The sequence below is a fragment of the Paenibacillus silvae genome, from assembly GCF_014639235.1.
GTDB lineage: Bacteria > Bacillota > Bacilli > Paenibacillales > Paenibacillaceae > Paenibacillus > Paenibacillus silvae.
The window spans coordinates 360,149-372,219 of the sequence record NZ_BMFU01000003.1 but is presented as its reverse complement, the minus strand read 5'-3'; the positions used below and the strand labels follow the sequence as shown (position 1 = coordinate 372,219).

The 12,071-nt window shown below is 52.6% G+C and carries 11 protein-coding genes and 1 riboswitch; all 11 genes read left to right on the top strand.

Annotated elements, in window-relative coordinates; translation table 11 throughout:
• The first annotated feature begins 233 nt into the window (after nt 1-233).
• The 11 genes from cobD (at nt 234) to IEW26_RS12525 (ending at nt 12,017) form a co-directional block, all read left to right on the top strand.
• Nucleotides 234-1,424, top strand: coding sequence for a threonine-phosphate decarboxylase CobD (gene cobD / locus IEW26_RS12575; protein ID WP_188592672.1), 1,191 nt, complete (start codon nt 234-236; stop codon nt 1,422-1,424).
• On the top strand, nt 1,421-2,305 hold the full coding sequence (locus IEW26_RS12570; protein ID WP_188592671.1) for an adenosylcobinamide amidohydrolase: 885 nt from the start codon (nt 1,421-1,423) through the stop codon (nt 2,303-2,305). The genes cobD and IEW26_RS12570 overlap by 4 nt, the downstream gene beginning before the upstream one ends.
• A 37-nt stretch (nt 2,306-2,342) precedes the next feature.
• Nucleotides 2,343-3,323: an adenosylcobinamide-phosphate synthase CbiB gene (cbiB, locus tag IEW26_RS12565; protein ID WP_145403810.1), complete on the top strand. Its 981-nt coding sequence runs from the start codon at nt 2,343-2,345 to the stop codon at nt 3,321-3,323.
• Nucleotides 3,314-4,036 carry a histidine phosphatase family protein gene (locus IEW26_RS12560; protein ID WP_188592670.1) on the top strand — a complete coding sequence of 241 codons (723 nt, stop codon included), beginning with the start codon at nt 3,314-3,316 and terminating at the stop codon, nt 4,034-4,036. Before cbiB ends, IEW26_RS12560 begins: the two co-directional genes overlap by 10 nt.
• Before the next feature lie 172 nt (nt 4,037-4,208).
• A riboswitch (cobalamin riboswitch) is annotated at nt 4,209-4,344 on the top strand.
• Nucleotides 4,345-4,701: 357 nt separating this feature from the next.
• Nucleotides 4,702-5,694 (top strand): ABC transporter substrate-binding protein, encoded by a 993-nt coding sequence (locus IEW26_RS12555; RefSeq protein ID WP_188592669.1) that lies wholly within the window; start codon nt 4,702-4,704, stop codon nt 5,692-5,694.
• On the top strand, nt 5,691-6,737 hold the full coding sequence (locus IEW26_RS12550) for a FecCD family ABC transporter permease (protein ID WP_188592668.1): 1,047 nt from the start codon (nt 5,691-5,693) through the stop codon (nt 6,735-6,737). Before IEW26_RS12555 ends, IEW26_RS12550 begins: the two co-directional genes overlap by 4 nt.
• Nucleotides 6,738-6,859: 122 nt before the next feature.
• On the top strand, nt 6,860-7,639 hold the full coding sequence (locus tag IEW26_RS12545) for an ABC transporter ATP-binding protein (RefSeq protein WP_188592886.1): 780 nt from the start codon (nt 6,860-6,862) through the stop codon (nt 7,637-7,639).
• Between the two features lie 192 nt (nt 7,640-7,831).
• The gene (gene cobT, locus IEW26_RS12540; RefSeq protein ID WP_188592667.1) at nt 7,832-8,908 is read left to right on the top strand and encodes a nicotinate-nucleotide--dimethylbenzimidazole phosphoribosyltransferase; all 1,077 of its coding nucleotides are present in this window, start codon (nt 7,832-7,834) and stop codon (nt 8,906-8,908) included.
• Nucleotides 8,905-9,465, top strand: coding sequence for a bifunctional adenosylcobinamide kinase/adenosylcobinamide-phosphate guanylyltransferase (cobU, locus tag IEW26_RS12535; protein WP_111270525.1), 561 nt, complete (start codon nt 8,905-8,907; stop codon nt 9,463-9,465). Before cobT ends, cobU begins: the two co-directional genes overlap by 4 nt.
• On the top strand, nt 9,462-10,364 hold the full coding sequence (gene cobS, locus IEW26_RS12530) for an adenosylcobinamide-GDP ribazoletransferase (protein WP_188592666.1): 903 nt from the start codon (nt 9,462-9,464) through the stop codon (nt 10,362-10,364). The genes cobU and cobS overlap by 4 nt, the downstream gene beginning before the upstream one ends.
• A 21-nt stretch (nt 10,365-10,385) precedes the next feature.
• Nucleotides 10,386-12,017 carry a cobyric acid synthase gene (locus tag IEW26_RS12525; protein WP_373288465.1) on the top strand — a complete coding sequence of 544 codons (1,632 nt, stop codon included), beginning with the start codon at nt 10,386-10,388 and terminating at the stop codon, nt 12,015-12,017.
• The last annotated feature ends 54 nt before the right edge of the window (nt 12,018-12,071 follow it).

Below are 12,071 nucleotides of genomic sequence, written 5' to 3'. Positions count from 1 at the left end.
CGTGTAAGCCCCCTATGTAGTGATGCTTGTACAAATGAATCAGAAAACCGAAGTTCCTGAAATTCCTCTTCTATTGTAAACGAATTGCGGTTAGGACACAAAGAAAACACGTAACCTCTTTGTTTACAACTTCTGGCTTTGGCCCCAATCATAAAATGAAAACAATACAGGATTGACCCGTACCTCCCATGCCCTCCATAATAAAAACAACATGCAGAGAGGATGACGGATGAATGACCGGTTATATTGAAGTGTTCGGACATGGCGGAGATGTTGAGACCGCTGCTTCGCGTTTTGGAGGCAATGCCACAGATTATCTGGATTACAGCGCCAATATTAATCCGTTAGGACCGCCAAAGGAAGTGCTGGAGGCTTTGCAGCAGGGGCTGCATTCTGTGCTTCGTTATCCCGATCCAGGGCATCGGGGATTCAAAGCCTTGCTGAGTGAACGACTGGGTGTGACGCAGGAACAAATCTCTGTGGGCAACGGTGCGGCCGAAAGTATGGCGCTGATCCTGCTTGGACTTGCTCCGCGCAGAGTGGGCACTGTAGAGCCGGGCTTCTCGGAGTACCGTGCTCTGGCGCGCCAATTCGGTTCGGAGGTTACACATGCGATGGGGCGGGAAGAGCTGAACTGGCGTGCGAGGCCCGAAGATATTGAATGGCTAATGGAAGAGGTGGACCTGCTTTTCCTCGGACAGCCTAACAATCCAAACGGTGTGCAGTATCCGCTGGAGGTGCTTCACAGGCTCGCACGAAAAGCTGAAGAGAGCGATACGGTGCTTGTCATTGACGAGGCTTTTATTGATTTTATTCCGGCAGCAGAGCGTCAGTCTCTTGCTTCAGATATAAATACGTACCCGAATGTCATCATCATTCGCTCCATGACCAAGTTTTACGCCATCCCCGGTCTGCGGCTTGGATATGCCATAGGCAACCCGAAATATATCCAGGCGATGACAAGGAAACAGGTCACATGGAGCGTAAACGGGCTGGCACTGGTTGCAGGTGAAGCCTGTCTGCGTAGCGGCGAACGTTATGAACAGCAGACGATCACGTTAATTGCGCAGGAGCGTGAACGGCTGGTTGCAGCGCTGGAGAGCTATGGATGCAGTGTAACACCGGGAGAGGCAAACTTCCTGTTGGTACATGTGCCGCATTTCTGGACGGCAGCTTCGATGCAGGAGGCACTGGGGCGGCGCGGCGTTCTGATTCGCAGCTGTGCCATGTATCCGGGCCTCCGTGCAGGGCATGTCCGCTTCGCGGTAAAAGATGCCCGGGCCAATGACAGATTGCTTGAGGTGCTGGGGAGTGTGCTTGAACGAAGCGAGGATCAGAACGAGGATCTGGCAGTTGCCGATCAGGAGAATCAGCAGGAATATACGCAGCATTCCGAAAAAATAAAGGGAGGCAGGCAGTTGTGACACTCCCGTTTTATAATTATTTTACACATGGAAAAAAAGACGAGAACACCTATGTGTCCTCTTCCTGGCCGGGTCTGCTCCTATCTGCACATGAACGGCGTATCAAAGCACAGAGCCTACAACCTGCTCTCGCACTTTCCAGCGCGGTATATGGCGGGGGGATGCTCGAATTAAATCGCGTATTTAACATCTATGTGGACAAGCACTACCGTTGTGATGATCCGCCCCGTGACATTGAGCAGGCGCTGCTCGAATGGCAGGAACGAACGGAGCTGTGTGCCGGATTGTTAACAGCGGTCAGGCTGGAGCACACCTCGATTCAGGAGTATACATGTGATGCTTTCGGGTTGTTGTGCTGTACCACCGCAGGGGTATCGAATGCAGCGCGCGCTGGTTCGGAGAGAACCGTTTTTGATGCCAATGGAGAAAAACATCAAGCGACGGCCTCGACACTGCGAGGGACGGAGGCTGTTTCAGCAGATTACGATCGGCACAGTGGGACGGATATCTCTGATACATCAAGCACATCTTCATATGTCCCGGGTACGATTAATATCATGCTCTGGTTGAATGGGCAGATGACCCCGGGTGCGATGGTTAACGCCATTCAGACAGCGGTCGAGGCCAAGGCAGCGGCACTAGCCGATGCAGGCATCGAGGATTCGGAGAACGGACTGACTGCCACAGGCACAACGACCGATGCCATAGTGCTCGCAGTGCGCCAGACCGAGCATGAGAGCCAGCCGCTGCATACGTACGCCGGTACAGCTACGGCTCTGGGTGCGGTGATTGGCAGACTGGTATATGACACGGTGACAGAAAGCCTGCAGGCTGGACTGCAATGGAAAGAGAGGAGAGGACAGGGCGACAATGACATTTGATGATGGACACTTATGGGCACCATCGTTCTGGGCAGGCATGGCAGGAGCCTGGATCATTATACTTGCGTACATATTGGACCGGTGCATCGGAGACCCACGCTGGATTCCTCATCCGGTGATCGGCATGGGGAAAGCGATCTCGGCGCTGGAGCGTATGATTCGAGCACGCGTGAAGACAAATGAAGGTTTGACAAGAGCTGGTCTGTTATTTCCGCTCCTGATTGCAGGAGGTTCTTTTGCTGTCACGTGGGGAGTGCTGCTCCTGCTGGGCTTGATTCATCCGATCGTGTCCGGCATAGCCGAAGTCATTCTTATTGCCACTACCATTGCTTCCAAAGGACTGCGTGATGCTGGCATGGAAGTATACCGTCATCTGAAACAGCAGGACTTTGCTGCCGCGAGGCGTGCACTCGGCATGATCGTGGGACGTGATACAGCACATCTGGACGAGCCTGAGGTCGTTCGGGGAACGGTGGAGACAGTCGCGGAAAATATTGTGGATGCCATCGTATCACCTCTATTCTATGCACTCATTGGCGGTGCCCCGCTGGCTATGGCGTACCGTGCTGTCAACACACTGGATTCTATGGTCGGGTATAAAAACGACAAATATCTGCATCTCGGCTGGGCTTCGGCCCGTCTGGACGATTGGGCGAACTGGATTCCTGCCCGTCTGACGGCGATGCTGTTAATTACGGGAGCATGGGTCATGAAGCTGGATGCCAAAGGCGCAGCGCGTATGGTTACCCGGGATGCAAGACTGCATCCAAGCCCGAACAGCGGTTTCCCGGAATCGGCCGTTGCTGGTGCGCTGGGCATTCGGCTGGGCGGACATAATGTGTACCACGGCGTTTCCTCGTTTCGTGCGTATATGGGTGAACCAACGCGGCCAATGGAGGCAGAAGATATTGTGCAAACGACACGGCTGATGTTCTGGTCGGCGGGGGCTTTTGTTGTCTTGTGTTTCTTGACCGTGCTTGTTGTACGGCTGACGGGGGGCACGCTGTTATGGCCATAAAGACAGGGAAGCAGCATCAAGCAGAACCTAGTGCAGCACTAGTGGGTGAATCAGAGCAGCTTGGCCCGCAGCGCAGCCTTGTGCTAATCCGTCATGGGACGACGTCCTGGAATGTGGAAAAAAAATATTTGGGACATACCGACATCGCTCTGCTGCCTGATGCAAATGAAGAGCTGGCTATACTGCGCGAGCAATGCCGCGATCTCACATGGGACGCTGTATACTGCAGCGACCTGCTTCGCTGTCGCCAGACGCTTGCGCATATTGCGCCACAGGCAGCTTCAGAGGTGAAGCTAGACCGGCGCCTGCGCGAGAATGATTTTGGAGAGTGGGAAGGTCTGACCTATGAGCAATTGAAGCATAATCCGATCTACCGGAGCTGGATTGATCATCCGCAGGAGGTTACACCACCGGGGGGGGAAGCGTGGTCGTCTTTTGCCGAACGCATGGATTCATTTCTGGACGAGCACCTATCGTTGGATGAAACCGTATCGCCTGCGGGAGAGAATTACAAGCCAGGCCCGAGGACTGCACAAAGAATACTCATTGTGACACATGGCGGGGTCATTCGTTATATGCTTTCCCGACTTCTTGACGGCGTTGGCTTCTGGGATACTCACGTAATTCCCGGTCAAGCCATTCAGGTTCATCTGCAAAAGCAGGGCGAGAGATGGCTGGGTCGAAGGGGGGCTTTTCCGCCAATCGGGTTGTAAGGTCGTTCAATATACCCTATAATCACAACAGAAGTATGCTCGGTATGGACAGGTTGTACGGGGTGAGATGTGCTACCTGAGCTGACGTGTTCTGTGCCGAATACTACAGCTGTGTTAGATTGGTTTTAATTCATTATTAACGACCAAGGGTCCCGTGTGTAGAGAGGTTAGACATGATAAGGAAACACAAGGTCATGGTCTGCATAAGGGTGAAATGGGGAAGCCGGTGCAAATCCGGCACGGTCCCGCCACTGTGAAACAGGAGTATTCCTGTAAGTCAGATTACCAGCCCTGGACGTACAAGCCGCTGTTCCTTCGAGGAAAGGACAACGTTTCGGGCCATTCTATGCGCATGGACAGCCTAGGGCTGCACATGTACAGATTGCCGTAAGCGAGACGTTCTCCCTGATCCTTCATAAGAGGGTCGGGGATTTTTCATGTTGTACACGATACAGTCAAGTAATCCTATACACGTTTAACGGAGAGTGCAGAACCAATTTGGAGAAACGAAGTGCTCGCATTTATAACCGGATTTTTCCCGCTAATTAAAGGAATCAAAAAAATTCGGGAATAACAGCGATCGGAAAATGGTGCTGCAATCGGAGTGGCTCGTGTATAACAAAAGCAACAACAATAGTACAGATAAAGAAGGGGAGTTTAAATCAATGATTAAGAACTGGAAAGCACTATCTTCTCTGCTGAGTGCAGCGATGCTGGCACTGGCGCTGGCTGGATGCGGCAATGCAGCAACCAAGGAAGGTACAGGCAGTTCACAACAGCCTGCGCAGGAGCAAGCTCAGGAACAAACACAAACGGATCTGAAAACTCAGTATCCACTGACGGTTACAGATGCAACAGGTGAATCATTCACGTTCGAAAAAGCACCAACCAAAATCGTATCGGTGTCACCTGCCGAGACAGAGTCTCTGTTTGCCCTTGGGTTGGACAATCAGATTGTAGGTGTATCCGATTATGATGATTATCCAGAAGCAGCAAAAAGCAAAACGAAAATGGGCGGTATCACCAAGCCAAACGAAGAGTCCATTATTGCAGCAGATGCGGACATCGTGTTCACGGGCATATCTATGAGTGAGGATGCGGTGAAGAAGCTGCGCGAACTGGGAATTACCATTTTCAAAACCGATCCCAAGTCCATTGATGATGTAATAAACAATATCGAAACCTTCGGAAAAATTACGGACCATCAGGAGCAAGCTCAGAAGCTTGTCACACAGATGAAGCAAGATGTAACAGATGTAACAGAAGCGGTAAAAGCCGTGAAACCAGAAGAGAAGAAAAAGGTTTATGTTGAGTTCTCTCCAGGCTGGACCGTAGGTAAAGGTGAATTCATGGATGAACTGATCACGGTTGCAGGCGGAACCAATATTGCTGCAGACAAAGAGGGCTGGTATGAAATTAATGAGGAGAACGTCATTGCCTCCAACCCGGATGTTATTTTGTACGCCAATGATGTAGTGGAGGACTCCAAAACGCTCGATCAGATCATCAAGGCACGTAGCGGCTGGGATCAAATCACAGCGGTGAAAAACAATGCCGTGATTGGTCTGGATGCCAACTTGCTGAGCCGTCCGGGACCTCGTGTAACCCAAGGGTTGAAAGAAGTAGCCAAAGCAATCTATCCTGACCTGTTCAAATGAGCAGGAAGCTGATGCTGTTCGGAACGATGGGCATGGCGCTGCTGGTTTTTACCGTGCTCATCTGCACGGGCATCGGTTCAGTGGCGCTGCCGATCCGGGACATCGCAGGTATTCTCGTTCATAAACTGCCATGGGTGGGGGACTGGATTACACCTGATTGGAGTAAGGCTGCCGAACAAATTATTTGGAAAGTGCGGTTCCCGCGTGTATTGCTTGCCATGCTGGTTGGAGCTTCACTTGCCATAGCGGGAGCGGGCTTTCAAGGTGTGCTGCGCAATCCGTTGGCCGATCCGTTTACACTCGGAGTATCGTCAGGAGCCTCGGTAGGGGCTGCATTTCTGATCTTTTTCGGGCTGCAGTACGCTTTAATCGGCATTTGGACGTTGCCGCTGGTTGCTTTTTTGACCGGGGTTATTACATTATGGTTTGTGCTGTCGCTGGCTCGTGAAGGACGTAAAATACCAACGCACAGCCTCATTCTGGCAGGTGTAGTCATGCAAAGTTTTCTGGGTGCTGTTGTTTCGTTCCTGTCGACCATGTCCAAGCAGACGATTAATGAAATTATATACTGGACGATGGGAAGTCTGGCTTTGCGCGGGTGGTCGTATACGGCCATCCTTTTCCCGTATTTCCTGCTTGGACTGATCTTTCTGTGGAGCCGTGCACGTTCACTAAATGTCTTGGCATTGGGTGAACGTCAGGCTGCACATATCGGTGTTGGCGTGGACAGACTCAAGCTGTCCGTGCTTGCTGCGGGCACGCTGCTTACAGCCGCGGCTGTCTCTGTGTCTGGAGTCATCGGCTTTGTCGGATTGGTTATCCCGCACATGCTGCGCCTGCTGGTAGGGCCGGATTATCGACTGCTGGTGCCTCTGTCTGCTATTGGTGGCGCAATCTTTATGGTGTGGGCAGACACGATTGCCCGCTCCTTGCTTGCACCGACGGAAATTCCGCTCGGCGTTGTCACTGCGTTTGTGGGCGCTCCGTTTTTTGCCTACTTGCTGCATCGGAACAAAAAGCTGCAGAAGGGGATGATGCCGTGAAGAAGCAGATGAAACAAAGCATGAGGCGGCATGAGAAGCAGAGCGCTGGACAGCCGGTGGACGCACGCTCCAACGGTTCTTCCAGAGCGAGTTCAAGCAATTCGGTCAGTGCTTCCTCCACGATGCGGGTGTCTCTTGCAGGGGCAGGCAAATCATATGGAGAGCATCGTGCATTACAGGATATAAACTGGCAGATTGCGGAAGGAGAATGGTGGGGCGTCGTTGGGGCGAATGGAAGCGGGAAGTCAACCCTGCTGCAGCTTATAGCCGGAACGGAAGAACCAAGTACAGGTCAGATTACGATAGATGGTCGCAATATCGGCTCTTACAGCCGGAAGGATCTGTCACGGATGATTGCCGTTTTGCAGCAGGATGGCTTACCCGCGATCTCGTATCCTGTTCGGGATGTTGTGGAGATGGGACGCTATCCTTACCAGAACTGGTTAGGTCGTGAATCGGCAGAGGGAGCCCGTGTGGTGGACAGAGTGCTTGAAGAGCTGGGACTGACGGAGCTTGCAGAGCGGCCGCTGGATACGCTGAGCGGTGGACAACGGCAGCGAGTAGCCCTAGCCAAGGTAATGGCACAGGAGCCGCGCCTGCTGCTGCTGGACGAACCAACGACGTTTCTGGATATTAAATATCAGATGCAATTCATGGAGCTGCTGGCTGCATGGCGGCAGAAAAACCACATCACTATAGTAGCTGTGCTGCATGATTTGAATCTGGCTGCATTGTTTTGTGATCGGATTCTGGCACTGAGGGAAGGTGTAATGGTCGGGAAGGGCACACCTCACAGCCTGATGACGGAAGAGCAGATTCGGGACGTTTTTCGCGTTGAACCTGTGATGGTGTCCCATCCGAGCCATGCTGTGCCTCAATTGCTGCTGCGTCGGGAGAAGTAAAAGTGCGCGAGTTAATCAAGTAAATGCAGGCGTGGTAACGGAAATAAATGCGTATGTTGGTTTTAATGAAGCATGTGTGTGACATCTAATCAAGTGGACGTAGGCGTTGTTTAATTAATGTAAGTGCTGCGTGAGCAACGGAGTGAACGAAGCGGGAGAACCCCCTATTTTGATGAAGGAAGTGCTGGTTTGATGAAGAATGAACAGATATTGGAACAATGGCTGGCAAAAATTACGGCTCCTGACCTGAACGTGGCTGCGGAAACGTCGGCTCATGTGGATGTACTCACGAAACCGCCCGGAAGTCTAGGGAAATTGGAAGAGCTGGTGATTCGTCTTGCAGGTATGACGGGGAAAGCTCGCCCGCGGTTTGATCGCAGAGCGGTGATTGTGATGGCTTCGGATCACGGTGTGGTCGCAGAAGGCATTAGTGCTTTTCCAGCGGAGGTAACACCGCAGATGGTGATGAATTTCCTTGCTGGCGGAGCTGCTGTGAATGTGTTGGCCCGTCAGGCGAAAGCAGAGGTCATCTGTGTTGATATCGGTGTCAATGCTGATCTGCAGCATGCAGATCTGTTCTCCCGCAACGTTCGTAAAGGTACAGCCAACATGGCCCAAGGGGCGGCGATGACTCGTGATGAGGCGATTCAGGCCATCTTGACAGGTGTGGAGGTGGTCGCCGAAGAAGTGGCAAAAGGTACACATCTGTTTGTCACTGGAGAGATGGGGATCGGGAATACCACGGCAAGTGCTGCGGTGATGAGTGCACTCACCGGCATAGCACCTGCTGCTGCGGTTGGACGCGGAACGGGGCTGGACGATGCGGGTCTGCAGCGTAAAGCGGCTGTTGTCAGCCAGGCGCTGAGTGTGAACCAGCCTGACCCGGACGATGCGCTTGATGTGTTAAGCAAGGTGGGCGGGCTGGAGATTGCCGGACTCACCGGGGTTATCCTTGCCGCTGCAGCTCATCGCTGCCCTGTCGTTATAGACGGATTTATCTCCACAGTTGCAGCGCTGATTGCGAGACAGCTGGCTCCTCTGAGTACAGCCTATATGATCGCTTCGCATACCTCTAATGAGAATGCACATGCAGCGCTGCTGCGTGAGCTTGAACTGAAGGCGATGCTTGATCTGGATATGCGTCTTGGTGAGGGCACCGGCGGGGTATTAAGTCTGCATCTGATTGATGCGGCTTGCCTCATTCTGAATGAGATGGCAACCTTCACAAGTGCTGGTGTGTCCGATGGATCAGGAGATGGCTCCCGATGAGTGTACTGGTCACAGGCGGGGCGCGCAGCGGTAAAAGCTCGTTCGCCGAGCGTCTCTGTATGCAGCGTTCCTCAGAGGCGTGGTATGTGGCGACAGCCCAGGCATATGATGACGAGATGCGTGAACGCATTGCGATGCATCAGAAGCAGCGCGAGGACTCGGGTTACCTCTGGCGAACGATGGAGGAACCACTGGCTTTGCCTGCGCTGATAAAACGTATGGGCGAAGGACATACGGGTACTTCTGCACCGACAATTCTGGTCGATTGCTTGACTCTTTGGCTAACCAATGTGCTGTTAGCACATGAACACGACGAGAGCCATGTACTTCAGGGGCAGCTGGATGCGCTGGTGGAAGCGATTCGAACCTATCCGGGTCTGCTTGTGCTTGTCACGAATGAAGTAGGCGATGGAATCGTGCCTGAGTACAAGCTGGGCCGCATTTATCGTGACCTGGCGGGGGTACTCAATCAGCGAATCGCAGCGATCTGCGGCGAAGTATTTCTCGTCACCGTGGGCATCGCGATTGAATTAAAAAGCAAGGAGTATCGTTTATGAAGCAGGGTGCATCCAGCTCAGCCGTTCCGCAGCAGAAACATGCGGCTGCAGCCGCATTTCAATTTTTGTCCCGTTTTCCTGTGAAAATGCAGCTTGATTTTGTGCCGCCACTGCTGCGTGAAAGTGTAGTGTATTATCCGCTTGTCGGTGCGGCAATTGGTCTATGTGTCTGGCTAGTTGGCGCACTGAGCGGTCAACTGCTGCCAGCTTTTCCAGCAGCGGTTCTGACCTTGACGTTATGGGTGTGGCTGACCGGAGGGCTTCATCTCGACGGATGGATGGATACGGCGGATGGACTGCTCAGTTACCGCAGCCGCGAACGTATGCTGGAGATTATGAAGGACAGCCGGGTAGGAGCTATGGGGGTTATAGCCTGTGTGCTGCTACTTATGATGAAGGCTGCTCTGATCGCGGACTTTATTGCCCGCGGTAGCTGGGTGTACGGCGCTTTGCTGATTCTGCCCATGATCTGGAGCCGCTGGTTCATGGTGTACGCCATGTCGGCCTGGCCTAATGCACGCGAGGATGACGGGCTCGCTGTATTATTCAAAGGGCTTGGCGAGCGCAGGGAGGTCCAGCGATCACGTCGTGCTGCGCTCATGCTTACGCTGATTGCAGGCGTTGTCACGCTGGCTGCGGTAGGGCTGTTTAAACCGGATACAGCGATTGCGGATGTGATGGTCAGCGGGTTTGGAACCTTACGGTTGTGGTGGCTGTATCCTGTATCGGCTGTTATTGTCCTGCCTGTCGCATGTTATTATATTGGCCGCTTGGTGGCTTCGCGGATCAGTACACGACTTGGAGGGCTTACCGGGGATACATATGGTGCCATGAATGAACTTCTGGAGGCCGCTTTGCTGACGGTGTTAAGCGTGCTGCAAGGACTATTTTGGCTGTAACGATCGTTGTAAAGAAAGCAGATGCAGACAGGGGGGAGCAGCGTGCGAGAGAAACCAAAACAACCGGCGGCCGTACTGATGCTGCAGGGAACGGCTTCGGATGTAGGAAAAAGCGTCATTACTACGGCGTTATGCCGGATTTTCAAGCAGGACGGCTTCAGGCCTGCTCCGTTCAAATCACAGAATATGGCGCTGAATTCCTACGTCACAGCAGATGGCAAGGAGATTGGGCGAGCGCAGGGGGCACAGGCTGAAGCCTGTGGAATCGAGGCTACAACCGATATGAATCCGATTCTGATCAAACCTGTGCGGGATATGCATTCCCAGATTGTGGTGCATGGTGTTCCTTTTGCGCAGATGAGTGCGTCGGATTACCGTCAGCATTTTCTGCCGGAAGCCAAGCAGACCGTAATGGATGCCTTGAACCGTCTTCGTGCTGCCTACGATATCGTTTTAATGGAGGGAGCGGGCAGCCCGGCTGAGATCAATCTGAAGGACCGGGATATCGTGAACATGAACCTGGCCGGATGGGCGGATGCACCGGTGATTCTGATCTCCGATATTGATCGCGGTGGTGTATTTGCATCGATTGTCGGTACGCTTGAATTGCTGGAGCCCCATGAGGCAGCCCGTGTCAAAGGCTTCATTATCAACAAGTTCAGAGGGGATCTTTCCTTGCTGCAGCCCGGTCTGGACTGGCTTGAGGAACGCACAGGCATTCCTGTCCTGGGTGTGCTGCCATACATAAGAGATATACAGATTGAAGCAGAGGATTCGGTGGTGCTGGATTCCCTGCGTTATGGCAAAAACGGGCAAACGGAGCTGGATATTGCTGTTATCCGATATCCGCGCATTTCTAACTTTACGGACTTTGATGCGTTGCTTCGCGAACCGGATGTGAATGTGCGTTATGTGACCTCTCCAGAAGAACTGGGCAGGCCGGATGCAGTTATTTTGCCAGGTACAAAGGATACAATCGGTGATTTGATTTATCTAAGGGAGTCGGGCCTGGAGCGGGCGATCCTGAACGATGTGGAACAAAAGGCGGTGCAATTGGTTGGCATATGCGGCGGATATCAGATGCTGGGACGGCATTTGAAGGACCCGTTTGCAGTGGAGGCCAATCAGATTCAGGAAGCCGAGGGCATCGGATTGTTACCGCTGTCCACGACATTTCTTCAGCACAAACAGACGGTGCGGGCATCGGGCAAGGTACAGCCGTTTCATCCGTTCCATCTTAGTGGCATGACGAATTCAGACGTCAAAACAGACCAGGAAGCACACACAAGCACAGCTTCTGTACCTGTAAACGGATATGAAATCCATATGGGGGTCACCGAGTGCCATGAGCCCGAGCAGGTGACTGCGCTGTTTAAAATTGCTCATGCAGGAGGAGAACCCTTTCTGGAAGGCTGGGGCACTTCGGATGGAAGCGTATGGGGCACATATTTGCACGGTTTGTTCGAAAGCGACCGATTCCGGCGCTCCTGGTTGAACGGTCTGCGAGAAGCGAAGGGACTTGCTCCGCTGGAGGAAACTTACAGCGCTCATGAGCGTAAGGAGATGGAATTTGATCGGGTGGCTGATTCTTTGCGCTCGTCACTGGATATGAAACGAGTATACGAGATTATGGGTGTAATGCAGCGAGAATAAATAAAAGGTCTTCTGTAAGCCGACTTCTATTGTATTAGGAATAATTATCTAATC